At 69.3% G+C, this 22,409-nt stretch carries 23 protein-coding genes; 8 read left to right on the forward strand and 15 right to left on the reverse strand.

Features of this window, described 5'->3' with window-relative positions; translation table 11 throughout:
* The first annotated feature begins 37 nt into the window (after positions 1-37).
* Positions 38-931 (forward strand): putative PEP-binding protein, encoded by an 894-nt coding sequence (locus CRYAR_RS42185; protein ID WP_051571821.1) that lies wholly within the window; start codon positions 38-40, stop codon positions 929-931.
* Between the two features lie 69 nt (positions 932-1,000).
* On the opposite strand, the gene CRYAR_RS42190 is transcribed toward CRYAR_RS42185, so the two are convergent.
* Positions 1,001-2,938, reverse strand: coding sequence for a hypothetical protein (locus CRYAR_RS42190; protein ID WP_157018526.1), 1,938 nt, complete (start codon positions 2,936-2,938; stop codon positions 1,001-1,003).
* Between the two features lie 453 nt (positions 2,939-3,391).
* Here CRYAR_RS42190 and CRYAR_RS42195 point away from each other — a divergent pair, with 453 nt between their 5' ends.
* The gene (locus CRYAR_RS42195; protein WP_063725841.1) at positions 3,392-4,024 is read left to right on the forward strand and encodes a DUF4383 domain-containing protein; all 633 of its coding nucleotides are present in this window, start codon (positions 3,392-3,394) and stop codon (positions 4,022-4,024) included.
* Positions 4,025-4,068: 44 nt separating this feature from the next.
* On the opposite strand, the gene CRYAR_RS42200 is transcribed toward CRYAR_RS42195, so the two are convergent.
* Positions 4,069-4,812: a helix-turn-helix domain-containing protein gene (locus CRYAR_RS42200; RefSeq protein ID WP_051572395.1), complete on the reverse strand. Its 744-nt coding sequence runs from the start codon at positions 4,810-4,812 to the stop codon at positions 4,069-4,071.
* Between CRYAR_RS42200 and CRYAR_RS42205 the strand changes: the two genes are divergently transcribed.
* A complete protein-coding gene (locus CRYAR_RS42205) occupies positions 4,804-5,244 on the forward strand; it encodes a VOC family protein (RefSeq protein ID WP_035870109.1) in 441 nt (146 codons plus the stop codon). The genes CRYAR_RS42200 and CRYAR_RS42205 overlap by 9 nt on opposite strands.
* Before the next feature lie 4 nt (positions 5,245-5,248).
* A complete protein-coding gene (locus CRYAR_RS42210) occupies positions 5,249-5,608 on the forward strand; it encodes a hypothetical protein (RefSeq protein WP_051571823.1) in 360 nt (119 codons plus the stop codon).
* On the opposite strand, the gene dnaB is transcribed toward CRYAR_RS42210, so the two are convergent.
* The 8 genes from dnaB to CRYAR_RS44440 form a co-directional block, all read right to left on the reverse strand.
* Positions 5,605-6,981, reverse strand: coding sequence for a replicative DNA helicase (dnaB, locus tag CRYAR_RS42215; protein WP_035859647.1), 1,377 nt, complete (start codon positions 6,979-6,981; stop codon positions 5,605-5,607). The genes CRYAR_RS42210 and dnaB overlap by 4 nt on opposite strands.
* 346 nt (positions 6,982-7,327) lie before the next feature.
* The gene (locus CRYAR_RS42220) at positions 7,328-8,056 is read right to left on the reverse strand and encodes an AAA family ATPase (protein WP_084701668.1); all 729 of its coding nucleotides are present in this window, start codon (positions 8,054-8,056) and stop codon (positions 7,328-7,330) included.
* Between the two features lie 59 nt (positions 8,057-8,115).
* A complete protein-coding gene (locus CRYAR_RS42225; protein ID WP_051571827.1) occupies positions 8,116-8,922 on the reverse strand; it encodes a CPBP family intramembrane glutamic endopeptidase in 807 nt (268 codons plus the stop codon).
* 120 nt (positions 8,923-9,042) lie between these two features.
* Positions 9,043-9,492: a 50S ribosomal protein L9 gene (rplI, locus tag CRYAR_RS42230; protein WP_035859649.1), complete on the reverse strand. Its 450-nt coding sequence runs from the start codon at positions 9,490-9,492 to the stop codon at positions 9,043-9,045.
* 13 nt (positions 9,493-9,505) lie between these two features.
* Complete coding sequence (gene rpsR / locus CRYAR_RS42235) at positions 9,506-9,742, reverse strand: 30S ribosomal protein S18 (protein ID WP_035859653.1); 237 nt, start codon at positions 9,740-9,742, stop codon at positions 9,506-9,508.
* A gap of 60 nt (positions 9,743-9,802) precedes the next feature.
* A complete protein-coding gene (locus CRYAR_RS42240; protein ID WP_035859657.1) occupies positions 9,803-10,330 on the reverse strand; it encodes a single-stranded DNA-binding protein in 528 nt (175 codons plus the stop codon).
* Between the two features lie 78 nt (positions 10,331-10,408).
* A complete protein-coding gene (rpsF, locus tag CRYAR_RS42245) occupies positions 10,409-10,699 on the reverse strand; it encodes a 30S ribosomal protein S6 (protein WP_035859660.1) in 291 nt (96 codons plus the stop codon).
* Positions 10,700-10,830: 131 nt separating this feature from the next.
* A complete protein-coding gene (locus tag CRYAR_RS44440) occupies positions 10,831-11,796 on the reverse strand; it encodes a hypothetical protein (protein ID WP_157018530.1) in 966 nt (321 codons plus the stop codon).
* A 125-nt stretch (positions 11,797-11,921) separates the two neighbouring features.
* Here CRYAR_RS44440 and CRYAR_RS42255 point away from each other — a divergent pair, with 125 nt between their 5' ends.
* Positions 11,922-12,698 carry a deoxyribonuclease IV gene (locus CRYAR_RS42255; RefSeq protein WP_035859664.1) on the forward strand — a complete coding sequence of 259 codons (777 nt, stop codon included), beginning with the start codon at positions 11,922-11,924 and terminating at the stop codon, positions 12,696-12,698.
* Positions 12,695-14,398: a hypothetical protein gene (locus CRYAR_RS42260; RefSeq protein WP_157018532.1), complete on the forward strand. Its 1,704-nt coding sequence runs from the start codon at positions 12,695-12,697 to the stop codon at positions 14,396-14,398. Before CRYAR_RS42255 ends, CRYAR_RS42260 begins: the two co-directional genes overlap by 4 nt.
* Here CRYAR_RS42260 and CRYAR_RS42265 read toward each other — a convergent pair.
* The 3 genes from CRYAR_RS42265 to CRYAR_RS42275 form a co-directional block, all read right to left on the reverse strand.
* Positions 14,354-15,841, reverse strand: a complete 1,488-nt coding sequence (locus CRYAR_RS42265) for a glycosyltransferase family 87 protein (protein WP_035859667.1) — start codon at positions 15,839-15,841, stop codon at positions 14,354-14,356. The genes CRYAR_RS42260 and CRYAR_RS42265 overlap by 45 nt on opposite strands.
* A gap of 88 nt (positions 15,842-15,929) precedes the next feature.
* Positions 15,930-18,074 carry a transglycosylase domain-containing protein gene (locus tag CRYAR_RS42270; protein ID WP_051571835.1) on the reverse strand — a complete coding sequence of 715 codons (2,145 nt, stop codon included), beginning with the start codon at positions 18,072-18,074 and terminating at the stop codon, positions 15,930-15,932.
* Positions 18,075-18,844: 770 nt separating this feature from the next.
* Positions 18,845-19,249 (reverse strand): DUF5318 family protein, encoded by a 405-nt coding sequence (locus tag CRYAR_RS42275; protein ID WP_035859670.1) that lies wholly within the window; start codon positions 19,247-19,249, stop codon positions 18,845-18,847.
* 157 nt (positions 19,250-19,406) lie between these two features.
* Here CRYAR_RS42275 and CRYAR_RS42280 point away from each other — a divergent pair, with 157 nt between their 5' ends.
* Positions 19,407-20,009, forward strand: coding sequence for a PadR family transcriptional regulator (locus tag CRYAR_RS42280; protein WP_051571837.1), 603 nt, complete (start codon positions 19,407-19,409; stop codon positions 20,007-20,009).
* 62 nt (positions 20,010-20,071) lie between these two features.
* The gene (locus CRYAR_RS42285) at positions 20,072-21,145 is read left to right on the forward strand and encodes an inositol-3-phosphate synthase (protein WP_035859673.1); all 1,074 of its coding nucleotides are present in this window, start codon (positions 20,072-20,074) and stop codon (positions 21,143-21,145) included.
* 39 nt (positions 21,146-21,184) lie between these two features.
* Here CRYAR_RS42285 and CRYAR_RS42290 read toward each other — a convergent pair whose 3' ends face one another.
* On the reverse strand, positions 21,185-21,703 hold the full coding sequence (locus CRYAR_RS42290; protein WP_051571839.1) for a GNAT family N-acetyltransferase: 519 nt from the start codon (positions 21,701-21,703) through the stop codon (positions 21,185-21,187).
* Positions 21,703-22,389 (reverse strand): NUDIX hydrolase, encoded by a 687-nt coding sequence (locus tag CRYAR_RS50535; protein ID WP_084701670.1) that lies wholly within the window; start codon positions 22,387-22,389, stop codon positions 21,703-21,705. Before CRYAR_RS50535 ends, CRYAR_RS42290 begins: the two co-directional genes overlap by 1 nt.
* Positions 22,390-22,409: the final 20 nt, after the last annotated feature.

Genomic DNA, 22,409 nt, shown 5'->3' on the forward strand with positions numbered 1-22,409 from the left:
CGCATCCGGCAGCGGCCTGGTTCGATAATGTCCAGTCGTGAGTGCACCGCTACGCGGCCGGCTGGCCGACGGCCAACCGGTCACCCTGCTCGCCGAACTTGTCGACCCCGCCGAGGCCGATTCCGCGGTCGCGGCCGGGGCGGAGGGCGTCGGTCTGCTTCGGAGCTGGTTCGCCGTCCGTCCCGACGGTTCCCCCGTGCCGACCGGAGATCAACTGAGCGGCTACCGACGTGTGCTGCGCGCCTTCCCCGGTGCCCGGGTGACCATCGAGGCCCTCGATCCCGGGGAACGCCAGGGCGCGTTCGGGATTCGCGGCGTGCGCGCGCTGCAAGCCCGTCCGGACGTGCTCTCCGCTCAGCTCGACGCGATCGCCGGCGCGATGCGGGAGACCGGCGCGCACTCGGTGGACGTCGGGGTCGTCACGTCGATGGTGAGCGAGCCGGACGAGGCCGCCTGGTTCCTCGAGGAAGCGCGGTACGGCGGGGTGGCCACGGCCGGCGTGCTCGTCGACCTGCCTGCGGCCGCGTTGCTCGCCGGCACGATCTTGCGCACGGCGTCGTTCGCGACGATCGACCTCGACAGCCTGACCCGGTACGCGGTGGCGGCGGACCCGTCGGCCGGAAGCGGCCACTGGTACGACCCGTGGCAGCCGGCCGGCTTGCGCCTCGCCGAGCTCGTCGGGGCGTCCGGTTCGTTGGCGGGCAAGGAGATCAGCGCGCGCGGTGCCGCTGCGGCCGATCCGCTGCTCGCCTGCGTCCTGATCGGTCTGGGCATCACCAGCCTGGTGCTGCCGGTCGACCGGCTCGAGACGGTGCGTACCGCGCTGGCCGAGCACAAGTTCAGCGACTGCCTGCGCTACGCCGAGCTGGCCACCCGGGCGGCGTCGGCGGCCGACGCCAAGCGCCGCGTGGTCGCGGCCGTCGACCGCTAGGCCGTGTCCTGTGAATCTCGCTCGCAGCGAGGCACCGCTCAGGCGCGCACGGATTCGCAGAACACGGCCTTACGCGCCGGTGGTACGGGTGGACGTGACCAGTTCGCGCAGCGAGACGCCGGAGCCGATCCGCTGCCAGCGACGCTGGGTCCAGGCGTGCAGCGTCCAGCCGTCCCTGGTGACCGCGGCCAGCACCCGTCCGTAGCGCTGCGCGACCTCCTGTAGCAGCGTCTGGATCCCGGTCTCGACCTGCACGGCCCGCCCCTGCTGGGCCGGGCTGAGCGGCTCGGTGCGGGCGACGTCGTGCTCGATGCCGCCGAGGCGCTGCGGTAACGCCGTGAGGACGCGGCCGACCGCGTCGCCGAGGGTCAGGTCGATCTCGGGCGGGGCGTACCGGCTCTGAGCGCCCCGGTGGGTCACCGCGAGGCCCCAGCGCAGCCGCCCGCGCGGGTCGACGGCGATCGCGAACTCCGCCCGCGCGTCCACCCCCAGCACCGGGCGCAGCAGCGACTCGACCGGCACGTCACCGGGCGGCCGGACGAAGTAGACCAGGCGCCCACCGGGCCGGCCCGCCGTGAGCCGCGCCAGGTACTCGGCCACGACCTCGCGGGGATCGCTCAGGTCGGTGGCCAGGACGCCGTCGCGGGCCAGCGCGCCGATCGAGCGGATGCCGTGGCTGCACAGCCAGTCGACGTCGACGCCGAACGCCTCGGCCCAGGCGACCGCGGTGAGTTCCCGGGGCACCCGCGCGCAGCGCACGCCCTGGTCGTTGACGAAGAACTCCACGTCGGGCGTCTTACCGATCCGCAGGTTTGTGGTCTGTCCACGCCCGCCGGGGCCGATCAGCGTCACGACCGCACCGAGGTGGACCAGACGGGTGTCGTCGCAGCCGGAGCAGTACGGGTCCGGTGCCCGCCCGACGCCGGCGCAGCGCGGACAGTCCGGCGTCGCGACGTCGTCCAGATAGGTGCACGAGCATTCGCGCCACGCCACCCCGGACACGCAACGCGCGCAGCGCTGCGTCGGAATCGACGGGCCCAGCCAGGGCGGGGTCTTCAGGTCGTCGACGCGACCGACCACCCGCTCGACGGTCGACCGCACCTGGCCGGTCTGCTGCGCCGCGAGCAGTTCCCGCTCCTCGACGACCTGCAGGGCGGAGAGTTGCCAGCGGCCGTCCCGCCAGGTGGCGCTGCCACCGGCCGCACCACCGGCCGTGATCGAGACGGCGGCGACGAGGTCCTCCACCGTCCACGCCGACGTGCCGTCACCGGCCGGCGGCGGTGCGGCGACCACCCAGTGGCCGGCCGCGGTGGTCGCGCCCTTGGCCTGCTCGACCAGATCGGACGGGGTGTGCGCGAGTAACGACTCGACGAGCGTCGACGTACCCGGGTACCAGGCCTGACCCTGCCGGGGGTGGGCGCCGGGAACCTCGAACGCGACCGACCAGAACCCGTCCAGGAACCGGACGACCAGATCGAGCCGTCCGGCGTCGGCGGCGCGGCGCAACTCCACGAGCCGCTGCTCGGGGTCGGTCTCGGCCCGGACGCCGTCCGGGTAGCCGACGTACAGGTGCCACCGGCGGCGCCCGGCCCACTCGGCGATCGCGGCCTGTTCGGCGGCGGCCTTCTCGGCCTCCGGCGACGCGGGCGACCAGGTGTCGGGCAGGTAGATCGGGGTGGCCAGGTCGTGGCTGGAGAGCGGCCGGTCGAGCATGTCGTAGAGCGTGTCGACACCGACGCGGGTGGCCAGCTCGCCGACGATCGCCGAAAGGTCGATGATCCAGCGGCCGGGCCGGGCCTCCCACGGCACCGGCTCGAACGCGCCGGGGACGACCTGCACGGAACCGGTCTGGCCGGTGACGGCGTTGACGACCGTGACCACGCCCTGGGCGAGCAGCGACCCACCCTGGCGACACGGGAAGCACATCACCGTGGTCTCGCCGGTGCCCCGGCAGATCTCGCAGTCCGGGTACGGGTCGGAGTCGGAGAGCAGGAGACGGCCGCTCACCAGGAACTCGGTTCCGTTGTGCCGACAGGCGCACGGAGCGATCCTGAATCCGAGACCGTCGCACGCCGGACAGGCGATGAGCGCGGGCTCGACCGGAGCGGTGTCTGTCATGGAACCTCTTCGGGTTGCCTCGACCCTGTACTTCACACTCGCAGAGCGTGTCTAGCGAGCGCTTCACGGTAGCGTTTGTACCGCCGTTGCGGGAGAGGTATCTGTTAAACATTGCCGTACGTTTGGCAACCGTCGACATAATCTCCGGTTAAGTCCCGCTTTGAACTTTTCTTAGTTTTAGACGCCATTAAGGTTTATCGGCCTGTCAGAGCCAGGTTCCGTGCCGCGCGCTCTCGGACCTCTGCACGACACTGTGACAAGGTTGTGTCAACTGACGGGAAGCCACGTTTGACCAGGCCGGGCCGGGCAAAACTGTCTTTATCGGGCCGAAAGGAGCCATGAATGTCCGGCCTACCGAAGGACCACAAGCTGGGGAAGGTGTACCGCTACGGCGGTGGCCTCACCGGAACGGCGCTGCTGACGTTCGGCGCCCTCGGCTTCGTCAACAAGCTGGATTTCTTCTCCACCTCGGGCAAGGAGATCGCCGGCCTGTCCTCGAACGGCGCGCTGTCGTTGATCTCCGTTGTCGTCGGCGTGTGCCTGCTCGGGTGCGCCGTGATCGGCGGCAACACCGCCTCGTGGGCCAACTCCGTGTTCGGCTGGGCGTTCATCCTGAGCGGCCTGGTGAACCTGACGATCATGCGTACCGACCTGAACTTCCTGGCGTTCCGGATGACGAACGTCATCTTCTCGTTCGTGGTCGGCACGGCGCTCATCACGTTCGGGATGTACGGCCGGGTGAGCGGGGCGCTCCCGCCGGACAACCCGTACTGGCGTGAGCGTCACGGCCTCCCGCCGGAGGTGCAGGAAGGCGAGGACCTGGAGATGGAAGCGCTGCTCGGTGGAGCCACCGACGGCGACCGGGGCGCTGATCCGCACAACATGGCCGGGATCGCCACACGCATTGAACCGGGGTCGCCGGCGCCGCTGCTGTCCGGTGGCCCGATCCTCGGCGGAGCGCCGAAGCAGCAGTAAGGGCTCGTCCGAGGCCCCGCTCCCACGACGGGAGCGGGGCCTCGTCACGTCCGGGCCCGCTCGGCCAGCAGCAGCCGTGGTGTCAGGCCGGTCAGCGCGCCGATCTCCCGGGTGGCATGTGGTTGGTCGGCGTACCCGGCCGCGGCCGCCGCCGGACCGAGGCCCTCCCCGGCCCGCTGCAGGAACTCGTGCAGGCGGGCGACGCGCTGGAGCGTCTTCGGGCTCAGGCCGGTCTCGGCCCGTACCAGGCGGCGGAGGTGCCGGGGCGAGTAACCGGCCCGCTCGGCCACCGCGTCGACCGACGGGGCACCGGCCGAGGTCAGGGCCTCCACGATGCCGACCGTGGCCGGGTCCGGCCGGACGTCACGCCACTGCCGGGGGACGCCGTCCCAGATCTCCTCGGCGACCCGGCGGGCGGCGCGGTCACCGAGGAGCGCGTCCAGGCCGACCGTGCGGTCGGTCAACTCGTCGGCGTCCACGCCGAAGATCGCCCGGACGGCGTAGGGCTCGATCCGGAGGCCGGCGATCCGCGTACCGGCGACGAGTCGGGGCAGTTCGACCCTCGTCGGTGGTCCGACCAGCACCGCGCGGCCGTCCGCGGTCACGAGCACGTCCGCGCAGTTGTCGGGGAGTACCCGCTGCACGTGGTCGGCGCTGGTGACCTCCTGGCTCCACCCGCAGCGGGCCAGGTGCGCCAGGCCGGGTACCGGGAACTCCCGGTACGAACTCTGGCCGGTTCGTTCAAGACCGGGCGTCGTCGCGGCGGCAGAGTGGTCGTCATGGAACAGAAGCTGAACGTCCTCACGCTCGGCGTCCGCGACCTGGACGCCAGCCGCCGGTTCTTCGTCGACGGACTGGGCTGGAAGCCGAGCCTCGACGTACCCGGCGAGGTGATCTTCCTGCAGATCGGTCACGGCCTCCTCCTCTCGCTGTGGGATCGCGAGGCGATGGCGGCCGAAGCCGGCGAGTTCCACCGAGGTGGCGACGCGATGCCGATCACGCTCGGACACAACGTCGACAGCGAGGACGAGGTGACCGCTGTACTCGATCGTGCCACCGCGGCCGGGGGTTCAATCATCGCTCCGGCCACCCGCCGCGACTGGGGCGGCGTCTCCGGCTATTTCGCCGACCCGGACGGCTTCCGGTGGGAGGTCGTCCACAACCCGGGCCTGACGTTCTCCCCCGACGGCACCATCACCTTCGCCCCGCCGCCAGAATGAACCCGTGGAACCTTCGTTCACCGAGCTCTATCCGGACATCGTGGCGGCCGGGAGCCTCGCGGCCGCGCTGGAGCGGACCGCCGCCGAGCTCGGGCTCGACCTGGGCGAGGTGCAGTTCGCCGACCCGATGGTGCTGCTCGAATGGGCAAGCATTCCGCACGTGCTCGCGGCCGGCCGGCCGCTGTGGGTGCGAACGACGCCGTTCGAACGTGTCTTCGGCATCGACGGGCGGGCACCCGGCGGCGAGCCGTTGCGAGGCAACACTCCCGACCTGAGCGAGGTGGTTCGTGCCGCGGCGGCCTGGCGCGGCGGCGCGAGCCTCCGGGAGGTCCGCCAGGCGGCCACCTTCGTGAACGGCGCTTAGACCCCGGTGCTCATGTCGACAAATCGACTGAAGTGACCCTGGAAGGCCACGGTCACCGTGTCGGTGGGGCCGTTACGGTGCTTGGCCAGGATGAAGTCGGCCTCGCCGGCGCGCGGCGACTCCTTCTCGTAGTAGTCCTCGCGGTGCAGTAGTAGCACCATGTCGGCGTCCTGCTCGATCGAGCCGGACTCCCGCAGGTCGGACAGCTGAGGACGCTTGTCGGTGCGCTGCTCGGGGCCACGGTTGAGCTGCGAGGCGGCGATCACCGGCACCTCGAGTTCCTTCGCCAGCAGCTTGAGGCCACGGGAGAGCTCCGCGACCTCCTGCTGGCGGGACTCGACTTTCTTGTTGCCGGTCATCAGCTGCAGGTAGTCGATGACGATGAGGCGCAGGTCGTGGCGCTGCTTGAGCCGCCGGGCCTTGGCCCGGATCTCCATCATCGTCATGTTCGGCGAGTCGTCGATGAAGAGCGGAGCCTCGCTGACCTCGCCGATGCGCCGGGCCAGCTTCGTCCAGTCGTCTTCCGAGAGCTGGCCCGAGCGCAGGTGGTGCAGCGGCACACGGGCCTCGGCCGAGAGCAGACGCATGGTGATCTCGATCTTCGACATCTCGAGCGAGAACACCGCGGCGGTGAGGTGGTTGCGGATCGACGCCGAGCGGGCCACGTCGAGGCCGAACGTGCTCTTACCGAGACCGGGCCGGGCGGCGACGATGATCAGCTGGCCCGGGTGCAGTCCGTTGGTCAGCCGGTCGAAGTCGGCGAAGCCGGTCGGGACACCGCTCATGATGCCGCCGGTGGCGCCGATCGCCTCGATCTCGTCCATCGTCGGCTGGAGCAACTCTTCCAGCACCGTGTAGTCGTCGCTGCTGCGCTTCTCGGTGACGTCGTAGATGGCCTGCTGCGCCATGTCGACGACGTCGTCCACCTCGCGCCCGGCGCCGGCGGCCGACCCGTAGCCGAGCTGGACGATGCGGGTGCCGGCCTCGACCAGGCGACGCAGGATCGCGCGCTCCGCGACGATGCGGGCGTAGTACGCGGCGTTGGCCGCGGTGGGCACCTGCTGGATCAGCGTGTGGACGTACGGCGCGCCGCCGACCCGGGCCAGCTCGGCGCGGTCGGCCAGCGCGGCGACGACCGTGACCGGGTCGGCCGGCTCGCCCCGGCCGTAGAGATCGAGGACGGTGTCGAAGACGAGGCCGTGCGCGGGCTTGTAGAAGTCGTTCGAGCGCACGATCTCGACGACGTCGGCGATCGCGTCCTTCGAGAGCAACATGCCGCCGAGCACGCTCTGCTCGGCCGCGAGATCCTGCGGAGGGGTGCGATCAAAATCGCTCGGGGCCGAATACGCCTCGACCTCGTCGGTGACGGCCACTCGCGTCCCCTCCCCCCGGCAAGCTGTTCACGTCATGTCGTACCGGAAGGGTCCGACAGTTCGCTGGGACGACCTTAGAAAGCCGGGGCGCTAGTGAACAAACCGGCCTGTGCACAGGCCTGTGGATAACCCTGTGGAAGACAGGGGGTAACTCTGTGTGGTAGCTGTGCAGGACGCTGTGAACTGAGCGACCTGAACACCGTTTGTGCGGTCGCTGACCAGCGGAAAGGACAGTCCACCGGGTGTGGACGGCAATTAGTCGTCCCATCGGTGTCGCGGTTGGTTACAGCGCGTATGCCTTCACATCACTGCGTACACGTTCTATCCACAACCGCGGTTCAGCGGTTCAGCGTCGACGAGCGGTCGGCGCCAGCACGATCCGGCGCGCGACGTCCCGGGTGATCGTGTGCACGGACTCGAAGCCCGGCTCGCCGTCCTCAGTGACCGGGCGCAGGCGTGACCACCTCCGCCAGTGCCGCCGCAGCGTCCGCTCGGGCACCTTCCGCCCGCGGATGCGCTGACCGTCCAGCGACTCGGCCAGCGAGACGTTCAGCCAGAGAAGCAGCGCCGGTCGACCCGAGAGACGCGCGAGAATGCTCAGCACGCGGCGGGCCCAGCCGCGGGTCGCGGTGTCGTGGAGCACGATCGTCTTCCGGCCGGGCAGCGCGAGCAGCAGCCGGACGTAGTGCTCGAGGTAGACCAGCGGACGCCAGTACCGGTAACCGCGTCGACCGCCGAGCAGCCGCTCCCAGCGGGTCCGGATGTCCTCCGGGTCGCGGACGCTGAACACACCCCGCGGCGACGTGACGCGCAGCCGGTGCAGCAGCGTGCTCTTGCCGGCCCCAGGCACCCCGCCGACGATCACGAACGCCCGGTACGGCAGGTCGAGCCGCGAGGTCTGACCGGGGTCCGGATCGGCCGGATCGAGTCGCGTCGGACCGCCTCGGGACGCGCCGCCACCCCGCGGGACCCGAGCGGCGGCTGGGACGGGCTCCGGCAGCGTGTTCAGATCGGGCACGGGGGTAGTAGGGGCGAAGAACAGGGCAGATGAAAGAACGGCGGTCCCGACCTTCATGCTTTAGTGTGCACACGCCCAGGCAAGAGTTTGCTGAGGGAAGTCGCTAGCCGGACAGTTCACGGAAGCCAGGACAGGCGGCCTTTCAACAGCGTGTACCCCACGAACGCGACGACATCGATCAGCCAGTGTCCGAGCACCAGCGGCCAGAGCCGGTTGGTGCGCTGCCAGAACCGGCCGTAGACCAGCCCCATGATCAGGTTGCCGAGGAAGCCACCGAAGCCCTGGTAGAGGTGGTACGAACCACGGAGGACGGCGGCGGAGAGCAGCGAGGCGTTCTCGCCGAGGCCGAGCTGGCGCAGCCGGGTGATGAAGTACCCGACGACGAGCACCTCCTCCGCCCAGGCGTTGGCCAGGGCGGCGAGGATCAGCACCGGCGCCCGCCACCAGACGTCGTCCAGAGCCGCGGGCACGACGGTGAGGTTGATCCCGATCGCGCGGGTGATCAGATAGAACCCGAGCCCGGGCAGCCCGATGAGAGCCGCCAGACCCGCGCCGCCGGCGAGGTCGCCGCGGATCCGGTCGCGGTCGAGGCCGATCGCTCGCAGGCCGATGCCGGAACGCCAGAGCAGATACAGGCCGAGACCGCCCCAGACGCCCAGCTGCCCGGCCGACACCAGCTGGTAGGCGAGGTCGATCAGATCCGCCGCCGCGCGCGAGACGTTGAGCGCGACGGTCTGGTCGGCCAGTCGTTCGGGCTGCAGCAGCGAGTCGAGCAACGACAACAGGCTGCGGACGCCGGAGAGCCCGAGAGTCAGGGCGAAGACGAGGAAAACTTCGAGCCCGAGGGCGCGCCGCTCGGCGGGGTCGGTCACCGTGAGCGGCTCCGCCGGCCGAGCGGGCGCCAGAATCGCACGCACGCTCACCGTCGCAGGTTACCCATCGCGTCCTCGCGAGCTCCCGCCGAGCGGCCCGCGCGTTCCGGGTGACCCCCGGACACGACGATGGCCGGCCCGCTCGGCGGTCCGGCCATCGAAGGGTCTGACTTACTTCTCCGCGACGACGTCGAGCGAGATCTGCGCGGACACGTCGGGGTGCAGGCGCACCGCGACCTTGTGCGACCCGGTCGTCTTGATGTGACCGGGCAGCTCCAGGCGACGCTTGTCGAGCTCCGGGCCACCGGCCCGGACGACCGCGGCGACGACGTCGGCGGCGGTGACCGAGCCGAACAGCCGGCCGCCCTCGCCGGCCCGGGTCGAGAGCTGAACCTTCAGCCGCTCGACCTCGGACTTGATCTCCTGGGCGTGACCGAGGTCGCGCACCTGGCGAGCGTCACGCGCGCGCTTGATCTGCGCGACCTGCTTCTCCTGGCCGCGGGTGGCCGCGATGGCCTTGCCCTGCGGCAGCAGGAAGTTGCGACCGTAGCCGTCCTTCACCTCGACGATGTCGCCGGGCGAACCGAGACCACTGACCTCAGAGGTGAGGATGATCTTCATTTCCTCGCCTTCCTCAGCGCGCGGTGCTGGTGTAGGGCAGCAGCGCCATCTCGCGGGCGTTCTTGATCGCGCGAGCGATCTGCCGCTGCTGCTGGCTCGACACACCAGTCACTCGACGGGCACGGATCTTGCCGCGGTCGGAAATGAACTTCCGCAGCAGCGCCGTGTCCTTGTAGTCGATGTAAGTGATCTTGTCTTTGTCGAGCGGGTTGATCTTCTTCTTGGGCTTCCGCACGGGCGGCTTGGCCATGGGTCTTCCTTACTCTGCTCTGGCTATCAGTGGCTCTACGCGGCTGTGGCCGACGCGGCGTCAGAAGGGGGGTTCGTCGGCGAACGCGCCGCCGCCGCCCCCTCCGGCCGGAGTCGACACGGCCCAGGGGTCGTCCGCGGGCGCCCCACCGCCGGAGTTACCGCCGCCGCCGCCGGAACCTGAACCGGACGAGCCGAAGCCGCCGCCGGAGCCACCACTTCCGCGGGTCGTCTTGTTGACCCGCGCAGTCGCGCTACGGAGCGACGGGCCGACCTCGTCGACCTCGACCTCGAAAACGGTGCGCTTCTCGCCTTCACGCGTCTCGTAGGACCGCTGCCGGAGCCGGCCCTGAATGATCACGCGCATGCCGCGCTGCAGCGACTCGGCCACGTTCTCCGCCGCCTGACGCCAGACGTTGCAGGTGAGGAAGAGGCTCTCGCCGTCCTTCCACTCCCCGCTCTGCCTGTCGTAGGTACGCGGCGTCGACGCGATCCGGAACTTCGCCACAGCCGCGCCACTCGGGGTGAAGCGCAGCTCGGGGTCGTCAACCAGGTTGCCGACCAGGGTGATGACGGTTTCGCCTGCCATGGGGTGCGATCCTCCTCAACCGGTTTCGTCGAACACCATGCACGAGGGGTACGACGAAAAGCGGTTGATCTCAGCGCATCAGCGCTGGTCGGGGCGGATGACCTTCGTCCGCAGAACGGACTCGTTGAGGTTCAGCTGACGGTCGAGCTCCGCAACGGCCGGAGGCTCCGAGTTCAGGTCGACGATGGCGTAGATGCCTTCGACCTTCTTGTTGATCTCGTACGAGAGCCGACGGCGGCCCCATACGTCGACCTTCTCGACGCTGCCACCAGCAGTGCGGATCACGTTGAGGAACGTGTCGAGCGAGGGCTGGACAGTGCGTTCCTCGAGATCGGGGTCGAGGATCACCATGACTTCGTAATGACGCAAGGTAGAACCCACCTCCTTTGGACTCAGGCGGTCACGGTCGGTCCGTGACAGGAGGGTCGATTGCGTCATGCAATCCCCGCCACCTTACCAGCGGCCACGGAGTGCAACCGCCCCGAGCAGCGGCCTGTGGATCAGGAACGACGGCGGACGGCTCGCCGGGCCCGGCTGGCCGCCTGGGAGTGGGCTCCCACCTCGACCACCGGGCGGCAGGCCAGCACCGTGCGGAATCCGGCCGTCCCCAGGCCCGCCGCGACGACGAGCGAGAGCAGGACCACCAGACCCAGCTGGTCGTGCCGGCTCGAGAAGCCGGGGAAGGGTGGGAGGGCCGGGGTCTCTTCGACCTCGGATTCCTCGGCGTCCGGTCGTGCCGGGTTCGACGGGGTCGCACGGTCACCGGCTCCGTCCCGGTCACCGTCGTCCCGGTCCCCGGTCCCGCCGGCGGCCGGGGGCGAGGCGTCGGCTGAGGGTGAGGTCGCCGCGGACGGTGACGTCGGGCTCACGGGGGTGGCGTCCTGGGTCGGGTCGGCGTCCGGGGTCGCTTCCGGGCTCGGCGTCGATCCGGATGGTGCCGATGTCGAGCCGCGGTCGGAGGGGGTGCCCGGGTCTGCGACCGGCGGATCGTCGGAGCCGGAGTTCCCGCTGTCCGACCCCTTCACGGTGCCGGACGGCCCGTCGGCGTCGCTCTCGTTCCCGCCGTCGTTGTCCTCGGCGCCGTTCCCCTTGTCCTTCCCGTTCCCCTTTCCCTTCCCGTTGCCGTTCCCGTTGCCCTGGCCATTGCCGTTGCCGTTGCCGTTGCCCTGGCCGTTGCCGTTCCCGTTTCCGTTCCCGTCGGCCTTGGTGGGAGCGCCGCCGAGCCCGATCGCGGCCGGCTGCACGACGAGCACGGATCGCACGGTCGACACCGTGACCCGCCCGACCGAGACCGTCGTGGTGCGGACCCGCGTCACCTCGCTCGTCGTGGTCACCGAGACGTCGGTGTCCACCGACTCGGCCCGACCGACACCGGGGAGAGCCAGCGCACCCCCGAACAGGCCGAGCAGCACCGCCAGCGTGAGGAATACAGAAGGCGCGGCGACGCGCTGCTGATGTCCTGACACCGGCCCTCCCGTACCTGGTCTGTACCGAGGCCAACGATGTCGCCGGACGTCGGTGACGCACGCTGTCTAGGGGCACCCCCGCGCCGGGCGCGGCGCTCGTGACACAGGGCCTAGGCTCTCGTTCCATGCGAATCGGTGCCCATGTCGACCCCGCCGACCCCCTGGCCGCCGCCTCCGTTCGCGGCGCCGACGTGGTCCAGTTCTTCCTCGGCGATCCGCAAGGCTGGAAAAAGCCGGTCCCGCGGGACGACGCCGAGGCACTGAAGGCCAGCGACGTCGACATCTACGTCCACGCGCCGTACGTCATCAATCTGGCCAGCACCAACAACCGCATCCGGATCCCGTCGCGGAAGATCCTCGGCCAGCACGCCGAAGCGGCCGCGGGCGTCGGAGCCAAGGGCCTGATCGTCCACGGCGGCCACGTCGGCAAGGGCGACGACGCCGAGGTCGGCTTCGAGAACTGGCGCAAGGCGTTCGCGCAGGCCGCCGAGTCCGGCGGGTTCCCCCTGCCGATCCTGGTCGAGAACACCGCCGGCGGTGACAATGCGATGGCCCGCCGATTCGATCGGCTGGCGATGTTGTGGGACGCGATCGGCGAATACGAGCCGGGCTTCTGCCTCGACACGTGCCACGCCCACGCCGGGGGCGAAGACCTGCTGGACATCGTCGACCGGGTGAGGGCGATCACCGGCCGTATCGACCTGGTGCACGTCAACGACTCCAAAGACCCGTTCGACTCCGGGCGCGACCGGCACGAGAACCTCGGCAGCGGCCAGATCGACCCCGACCTGATCGTCGCCACCGTGAAAGCGGCCGGAGCGCCCGCGATCTGCGAGACGCCGGGCGGCGACGACGGTCAGACCGCGGATATCCAGTTCCTGAAGGAGCGGCTGGCCAAGTGAGCGTGGCGGTACCGGAGAGAGTCCGCCGCTTCGGCACCAGCGAGTTCACGCTCGTCGGCGTCGGCTTCGCGCTCGTCGCGGTGATCCTCACCTGGCCGACGCTGAAGCACCCGGCCACCACCATCCCCCAGGACACGTTCGACCCGCTGCTCATCGCGTGGGAGATCGCCTGGGGCGGCCATGCGCTGCTCACCCAGCCGGGCGCGCTCTGGCAGGCCAACGTGCTCTTCCCCGAGCACGACTCGTTCGCGTTCACCGACAGCCTGCTCGGCTACGCGCCGCTCGGCTTCGTCGGCGAGGGACCGGTCGCGGCCGTCGTCCGCTACAACATCGCGTACGTGCTGGCGTTCTACCTGGCATCGGTCGGCGGTTACGCGCTCGCGCGCCGGCTCGGATCGGCCTGGCCCGGAGCCGTTCTGGCCGGCCTCGCCGTCGGCTACGCGCCGTGGCGGCTCGGCCAGGCCGGTCACCTGCACGTGCTCTCCACCGGCGGCATCGCGCTGGCACTGGCCGCGCTGGCCAAGGGTCACGGTTACTCGTTCACCCGCGGCTTCCGGCCGGAGGAGGTGCGCCCGGGCTGGGCCGCGGCCGGCTGGGGCCTGGCGTGCTGGCAGATCACGATCGGCTTCGGCGTCGGCCTGCCGTTCGGCTACGTCCTCGGCGGCGTCTGCCTGGCGTCCGCGATCGGCTGGCTGGTCACCGGCCGGCCGCAGCTACCGAAGAAGCTGCTGATCGCCGACGGCGTCGGCATCCTCGGGTTCCTGACGATCACGGCGCTGATGGCTCGGCCGTACCTGCGGGTCGTGGAGGCCCACCCGTACGCCCGCCGCACCGAGGCCGACCTCGGGCTGTTCTCGCCGCCGTTCCGCGGGTTCCTCACCGCGCCGGAGACGTCCTGGCTGTGGGGTGAATCGTCGGCCCGGGCCCGGGAGACGCTGCTCTGGGCACCGGAGATGACGATGCTGCCCGGCATCTTCGTCGGAGCGGCCGCGGTCGTCGGCCTGTTCATCAGTTCCTGGACGCTGCGGCAGCGGATCCTGCTCTGGGTGGCCACCGTGGTCAGCCTCGTCCTGGGGATGGGGACGACGTTCCTCGGCAGCGGCGAGTTCGGTTACCTGCTGCTCTACCGCTACCTGCCGGGCTGGGACGCGATCCGCACCCCGGGTCGCCTGGTCGTCTGGACCAGTCTCCTGCTCGCGATCCTGGCCGCCGGAGCGATCACCGCGATCGGCGAGCGATTCGCGAAACCGACCGGCTGGCCCCGGTTCGTCGTCGCGCTCGCGCTGATCCCGGCCCTGCTGGTGGGCGTCGAAGGGATCAACACCACGCCGCACCCGCGGGTGCCGGCCCAGCCGCAGTCGTTCAAGGACGTCGTCGGCCCGGCGCTCGTGCTGCCCAGCGACGCCCGCGACCAGTGGGTGATGCTCTGGTCGACCGACGGGTTCCCGAAGATCGTCAACGGCGGCTCGGGCTTCACGCCGCAGTCGCAGTCGATGATCCGGGAAGCGGCAAAGGTCTTCCCGAGCGAGCAGAGCATCGCCTACTTCCGCCGCCTCGGCATCAACACCGTGCTGGTGCTGCAGTCCGGCGACCTCAGCGCGGTCGGCGGGGAGTACCAGAACGCGCTGACGGCCGACGTGAGCGGGCTCGACGTCCTACGTCGCGACCGCGGCGACGGGGTGTTGTTCGACCTCCGGTGAGCGGGGCGGTGGTGTCTCGTCGAGCACACCGCCCTCCGGATCGTCGACGCCGTCGCGCCGGACGACGTCCAGTTCCGGACGCAGGATCTCGCGGACCACCAGACCGCAGAGCACGGCGACGCTGACCCACCGGGCGATGCTCGCCAGCGTGAACGCCGCCTCGGGGAGCACCGTGGTCTTGCCGCCGGAGACCCGGATCAGGATCTGGTAGAAGCTGAAGAAGTAGGCCAGCTCGGCGGCCTGCCAGATCAGGATCGCCCGCCACTTCGGCCGGGCCAGCACCGCGAGCGGGATCAGCCACAGCACGAACTGCTGCGACCAGACCTTGTTCGTCAGCAGGAACGCGGCCACGACGAGGAACGCCACCTGGCCGAGGCGGGGACGACGCCGGGCGAACAGCACCAGCGCGGCGATGCCGATGCAGCACAGCGTGAACGTCAGCCACGCCACCGTGTTCAGCGCCGGAATGTGTTCGCCGAGCCAGACGAACGGCGGCAACCCGAGTTCCGGCTTGCCTTCGGCGTCCCGGCCGACCGGGATGTGGGTGCCGATGTACCAGAACGTGCCCCAGTCGATCGGCCGCTCGGACGACAGCCGGAAGAAGCGCGACCAGCCGTCCGGCGCCATGATCGCGAACGGCACGTTGATCACCAGCCAGGTGAACACGCCGGTGCTGACGGTGACGAGCGCCGAGAGACGCGCCTCCGCCGTCCGCCGCCGGAAGCACAGCAGCACCAGCGGGCCGAGGATGAGCAGGGGGTAGAACTTCGCGGCGGTCGCCAACCCGAACAGCACACCGGCCCAGCCGGGGCGTTTCCGCGACCAGGCGAGGATCGCCAGCGCGGTCAGCGCGATCGCCAGGTAGTCCCAGTTGACGGTCGCGGTGACGAACACCGCGGGGGCGAGCGCGACGATCGCCCCGTCCCATGGTCGTCGTTCCCGGGTGCGGACCACCGCCCAGGCCGTCACGAGACCGAAGCCGGCCAGCGCCAGCGCCGTCAGGTCGTAGAAGACCGTGCCTTCGTTGATGTTGCCCGGCGTCAGCGCGTCGACCGCACCGCTGGAGATCAGCGCGTGGACCGGTAGCCCGATGACGCCCATCATGATGCCGGTGAGCACCGGGTACTCGACCTCGTGATCGAGGTAGGGGATGTACCCCTTGTTGAGTTCCTCGGCGTAGTAGAGCGCCAGGACGTCGGTGTAACAGGCGTTGCGGTACTGGTCGTAGTTCTCCCAGGCGCCGTCCCGGCAGGGGGACTTCTGCACCCAGTTGAACGCGAACACCAGCGTGGTCAGCAGCAGGATGACCTGCAGCGGCGTCCAGAACCGCCGGCGCAGCGTTGCGTGCAGGCCCAGCGGGCCGCCCACGGCCCCGGACAGGCCCGCCACGACCGGATCGCGGTGGCTCGGGAGCACGATGTCGACGTCGGTTCGCTCGGTCACGCCCCGATCCTGCCGCACGGGGCAAAGGCAGATGCGACAGCGCCCCACCCGGCATCTGCCGGGCGGGGCGCTGTCGACTCAGGCGGCGCTAGTTCGTGTTGAAGAAGCCGTTGCCGCCGTCCTGTTGTTGCCCGTCGGGATTCGGATTCTCACCCTGCTGCTGTCCGTCTCCGTTGGTGCCGTCGGAGGGACTGGGCGACTGGCCACCGTTCTCCCACCAGTTGCCACCGTCGTTCTGACCGTCGGGGTTGTTCGGGTCCGGCGTGTCGGACGGCGTCGGGTCCGGTTCCTCGGTCGGCGCGTTTCCTGCCTTGTCGCCCTCGTGCAGCGGATCGTCGAACTTCTGCTTGTCCACACCGTCGAGCGTCGTCTTCATGAACGCGCTCCAGATGCGGCCGGGGATTCCGGAGCCGTAGACGATGCCGCCGTTCACCCGGTCTTTGAGCTTGATGTCCTTGTCGGCGCCACTGCCGACCCAGACCGCGGTGGCCAGGTTGGGCGTGTAGCCGCACATCCAGGCGTGGGCGTTGTCGTCGGTGTTCTGGTACTGCTGCGTGCCGGTCTTGATCGCGGCGTCGCGGTTGATCTTGTTCTTCGACGCGCTGTTGTAGACCTGCTGCATCGCGTACGAGACGTCGCGGCCGACGGACCGGTCGAACGCCTGCACCGGCTGCGCCGCGTTGTCGGCCCGGTTGTAGAGCACGGTCTTGCCGTCGGCGTCGATGACCTTCGAGATGAAGTACGGCTCGTGGTACGTGCCGTAGCTCGCGAACGTCGCGTAGCCCGCCGCCTGCTCGAGCACCGAGACCGAGTACTGGCCGATGCCGATACCGGAGTTGATGCCCTTGCTGATCCGGTCCTCGACCGGCATGCCGTCGAGCGTCTTGACCCCGGCCTTCTCCGCCAGCCGCGCGACCTTCTTGGCCCCGACCTCGAGGGTCAGTGCCCAGTAGACGGTGTTGATCGACTGGATCGTCGCCTGGGTCAGCGTGCACTGCTTTCCGCAGCTGTCGTCGTCCGAGTTACGCAGTGGCGTTTCGCGGTCTTCGAACGTCTGCCCGGACGTGCCGTCCCACTTCGAGTCGATGCTGTAGCCCTCTTTGACGCCTTCCGCGAGGACGAAGGGCTTGAACGAGGAGCCGGCCGGGTGCGGGGCCTGCGACGACGCGAGGTCGAGGTTGCCGTAGCCGCGATCGCCGCCGTAGTAGGCCCGGACCGCTCCGGACGTCGGGTCGATCGAGACCATGGCGGTGGCCATGTCCTTGTCCTGACCCTTGAGCTGTTCTTTCGACGCCTTCGCGGCCGCCTTCTGGGCCTTGCTGCTGATCGTGGTCTGAACGGTCAGGCCACCGGTGTTGATGTCCTGCTCGCTGAAGCCGAGCTTCTTGAGTTCGGACTCGATCTTCTGACCGAGGATGCCGGTGGAACCGCTCCGCCACTCACCGGTGCGCTTGGCCTCCGGCAGCACCTTCGGATAGGTCATCGCGGACCGGGCGGACTTGTCGAGGTGGTTCGTCACGACCATCTGGTCGAGCACGTAGCCCCAGCGCCCCTGTGCGCTCTCCGGCTTGTTCGACGGGTCGAAGTTCCTCGGGTCCTTGATGACCGCGGCGAGAACCGCGCCTTCCTCGACCGTGATCTTGCCGATGTCCTTGCCGAAGTACGCCTGCGCGGCCTGCTGGATGCCCCAAGCGCCACGGCCGTAGTAGATCGTGTTCAGGTAGCCGCCGAGGATCTGGTCCTTCGACATGCTGTCGGAGAGCTTCCTGGCGAGGATGATCTCCTTGACCTTGCGGGTGTAACTCCGCTCCTTGGTCATGTTGAACACGTTCCGGATGTACTGCTGGGTGATCGTCGAACCACCGCCGGCGCCCTCGTCGCCCTTGACCAGGCCCCACACCGCACGCGCGGTGCCGCGGAACGAGACGCCCTTGTTGTTCTCGAAGTCGGGGTCCTCGACCGCGGTCACGGCGTACCGGACGTGTTCGGGCACCTTGTCCAGGGGCACCTCGACCCGGTTCTCGGCCGAGAACGTGGCGAAGGTGACGTTGTCCGAGAACTGGATCTGCGTGGTGCCGCTGGCGTCGGGAATCGGGGGCAGGTCGGTGCTCGCGTAAGCCACCCCGCCGCCGACGAGACCGAGCAGCATGGCGACCGCGGTGGCCACCCCGACGCCGATCAGGATCTTCTTGCGGCGTCCCGGTTTTCTGACCTTTTGGTCTTTCGGTGGCATACCACCGAATTCTGGGAGTAACTGGTCATCTTCCAGCGCTGCCGCGCGGCTACGCGGTCCAACACCGGCCGGCCGATCGCCGATGGCGGTGCTGCCGTAGGTCGTTCCGGACGACGGGGCCGAGCCGTAGGTGGTGCCGCCCGACCCGTACGTGGTGCCGCCGGGCGCACCGCCAGAGCCATAGGTCGTGCCGCCGCTGGATCCATAGGTGGTGCCGCCGCGACCGGCCGCCGACGATCCGTACGTGGTGCCGGACGACGAACTTCCCGACGCCGAACCCGAGCCGTACGTGGTGCCGCCGGAAGCAGCGCCGGAACCGTAAGTGGTACCGGACGAACTGCCGGAGGAGCCGCCGGACGAGCCACCGTAGACGGTGCCACCGCCCGATCTGGCCGCACCTGTCGATGCCGATCCGCCGTACACAGTCCCGCTCGACGGACGCTCGCGCGCCCCGGGGTTACCGTCACCGCCCTCGGGAGTCTGGCCGTAACTCATACGCCCACCATGCCCCGGAAGGACCAAGCGATCAAAACAGCCGCACGCTCCTGTGACATGCCGCTCACAGAGCAATCACCATTTCCCACGCCTTGCGTAAACGGACCTTCGCTGTCCGAGTCTCCCCTATGGCATGGGCACCACGGGGCAACCCGGTCACATCCTTAACCAGCTTTAATCCAAACGACAGACAGCAGCCGGTTGATCACTGGCCAGTACACCGTGCCCCGGCAACGCGCCGGAAGTCAGGGCCGGAATTCGAGCCGTACGGGTGATCAGTCCGCTGCTCGGCGCCGCTCGTCGGCATCGTCGCCGAGGCCGTCGCGTCCCAACACGTATTTCTCCACCAGATGGTTCCAACCGCACCCGCGGCACACCTCGACGACGTAGACGTCGAAGGCGCGGTAGTTCATGGCCAGCGCGGTCAGCTCCGCGCGCGGGCGCGCCTGCCCCGCCGACGTACGCAGCTCGTCGCCGTAGATGTAGTTGACCTGCCACAGCGGTTCGCGCCGACAGATCGGGCACGGCGCCTCGGTGGCGTCTCCGAAGAACTTCGACGCCCGGATCAGGTACGGCGACGCGTCGCAGACCTCCGTCGTGCCGACCCGGCCGGCGCGGATCTCACGCAGAAGCGCACGCCGCTTCAGCGTGTAGTCGACGATCTGCCGCTGGGTCCGCACAGCCGAAGAATACGCCGTGACCGAGTGACCACTGGTTGTCGATAAGAGCCCATGACGTGAATTACTTCCGTGTCCCGTGCGTCGAGGCATCGGTTGGATGTATCGTCTCGATACATCGGCGCGAGCCAACGCCTGGTGGACGAGAGGAGGCCCGGCGGTGCTCGAGTTCGCGGTCTTGGGGCTCCTGCACGAAGGCCCGATGCACGGGTACGAGCTGCGCAAGCGGCTGACGACCTTGCTCGGGGCGTTTCGTGCGGCGATTTCCTATGGGTCGCTCTATCCGACCCTCCGGCGGCTCCAAGCGGGGGGATGGATCACCGAGGTCGAACCTGACCCCGACGACGTGGTCACCGCTCCGCCGCTCACCGGCCGACGGGGAAGAGTCGTCTACAAACTCACCGCCGAAGGCAAGGAGCGGTTCGCCGCCCTGCTCGCCGGCTCCGGCCCCGAGACCTACGACGACGACGAGGGTTTCGGCGTCCACTTCGCGTTCTTCAGCCGCACGGATGCGGCCACCCGGCTCCGGATCCTCGAGGGTCGTCGGCGGCGGGTGGAGGAACGTCGGGACGGGCTGTCCCAGATGCTCGCCAGGGCAGGCGAGCGCTTGGACGCCTACACGCTCGAGCTGCAGCGCCATGGCTTGGAATCAGCCGACCGGGAGGTCCGCTGGATCAACGAGCTGATCGCCAAGGAGCAGGCCGGAGGCTCGCCACGCGCCGGTCTGGAGCGCCCGACGGCGGCTCCCGACGAGGAACTGTGAGCTCCCCAGTTCTTCAGGCAAACACTTTTACCGTGAGTTGAAACACAGAGAGGGAGGCCCCTATGGGCTCCGTACGTGTCGCCATCGTCGGCGTCGGCAACTGCGCCGCGTCGCTCGTGCAGGGCGTGCACTACTACCGTGACGCTGACCCCACGACGCGGGTGCCCGGGCTCATGCACGTCCAGTTCGGCGACTACCACGTCCGCGACGTCGAGTTCGTGGCCGCGTTCGACGTGGACGCCAAGAAGGTCGGGCGTGACCTCTCGGAGGCGATCGTCGCCAGCGAGAACAACACGATCCAGATCACCGAGGTGCCGCCGACCGGCATCACCGTGCAGCGTGGTCACACCTTCGACGGCCTCGGCGAGTACTACCAGGAAATGGTCACCGAGTCCGACGACGAGCCGGTCGACGTGGTCCAGGCGCTGAAGGACGCGAAGGTCGACGTCCTGGTCTCGTACCTGCCGGTGGGCTCCGAGGACGCCGACCGCTTCTACGCCCAGGCCGCGATCGACGCCAAGGTCGCGTTCGTCAACGCGCTGCCGGTCTTCATCGCCTCCGACCCGGAGTGGGCGCAGAAGTTCACCGACGCCGGTGTGCCGATCGTCGGCGACGACATCAAGTCGCAGGTCGGCGCCACCATCACCCACCGCGTGATGGCCAAGCTGTTCGAGGACCGCGGGGTCGAGCTGCTGCGCACGTACCAGCTCAACTTCGGCGGCAACATGGACTTCATGAACATGCTGGAGCGCAAGCGTCTCCAGTCGAAGAAGATCTCCAAGACCCAGTCGGTCACCTCGCAGATCCCGCACGAGATGGAGAAGGCCGACGTTCACATCGGCCCGTCCGACTACGTGCCGTGGCTCGACGACCGCAAGTGGGCCTACGTGCGCCTCGAGGGCAAGGCGTTCGGCGACGTCCCGCTGAACCTGGAGTACAAGCTCGAGGTCTGGGACTCCCCGAACTCGGCCGGCGTCATCATCGACGCGGTCCGTGCGGCGAAGATCGCCAAGGACCGGGGTATCGGTGGCCCGATCAACTCGGTGTCGTCGTACCTGATGAAGAGCCCGCCGGAGCAGTACTCCGACGACGAGGCCAAGGCCGCGGTCGAGGCCTTCATCAAGGGCGAGATCTGATCTGAGCACAAAGGGGCGCGGCCATCGGGCCGCGCCCCTTTACAGTTTCCGGGACATCAGGACTTGGTCGTAACGGAACATCCCGAACGCCACGAACCCGCGACGACGGCCGTACTCGGTGAAGCCGAGTCGCTCGTAGAGCCGGATCGCGGCCGTGTTGTCGCCTCGGACGTCAAGCGTCAGCGTCTCGATCCCGGCCTGGCGGGCCGACTCCGCCAGCAGGCTCACCAGCCCCTGGCCGACCCCGGCCTCCCGCGCTCCCGGCGCGACGAACACCTTCTCGAGGTCGGCGTTCACTCGCAGCGTCGGGCGCGAGTACCGGCGCCAGTACCCGAAGCCGAGCACCGACCCACCCACTCCCCCGGACAGCACGCCGACCGCGTCCCGGGCCCGTACCGCGTCGACCACCTCGGCGAGCCACTCGTCGAACTCCGCGCGGCTCGGGATCGCCGACCAGCCGATCGCGCCGCCGGTCGCCACCACGCCGACCACGACGCTGTAGAGATTCGCCGCCGTTCGCGCCGGTAACGGCCCGGTGAGCTGGGCATACTCTGCCATCAGCCCGGCAGGTAGCCGTTGCGGTCTCGCCATAGTTCCACGTGGAACGGTGCCGTCGCCTGCTCCCGGGTCGGCCACCAGCGGTCTAGCACGCGCTGAGTGAGCGGCCCGAGTTCGTCCTCGTCGAGTGACCGGGGATCGAGCCAGCGCACCTCGACGATCCCCTCGTCCACCTGCGGGGCGGGCTCCATGTCCGCGTTCACGAGCGTGCCCTGGTAGAACGCGCCGAGCACCACGGTGCCGGTGTCCAGCCGGTAGGAAGCGTAGGTGCAGACGAGCCGGTCCACCGACACCTCGACGCCGGCCTCCTCGCGGGCCTCCCGCACGGCTGCGGCCTCGAGCGTCTCACCCGCTTCCTGGCCACCACCGGGCACTTCCCAACGGACCCCGGTCCGCCGCTCCTGCCGAATCATCAGTAGTCGATCGTGATGGCGAACGAGGACCGCGGCACCAGCGGTGGTGCGGGTCGGGGCAATGGGTGACACACCGGCCACTAGGCCATGTCCTGCGAATCTCGCTCGCAACGAGGCCTCACCCAGGCGTCGTCCGGCACAGCGGAGGGGTGTCCGAATACCGCTGTTGCATCCGGACACCCCGACAACGCGGCCGGACGGCGCCTGGGCTGGGCGCAGCCGAGCACGGATTCGCAGGACATGGCCTCGGCCTCCTTGGAGCGACGAGTTCATGTTAGATCCCGGGTCGGCGC

Origin of the sequence: Cryptosporangium arvum DSM 44712, from assembly GCF_000585375.1 — a bacterium.
In the GTDB taxonomy this organism is placed as follows: Bacteria; Actinomycetota; Actinomycetes; order Mycobacteriales; family Cryptosporangiaceae; genus Cryptosporangium; species Cryptosporangium arvum.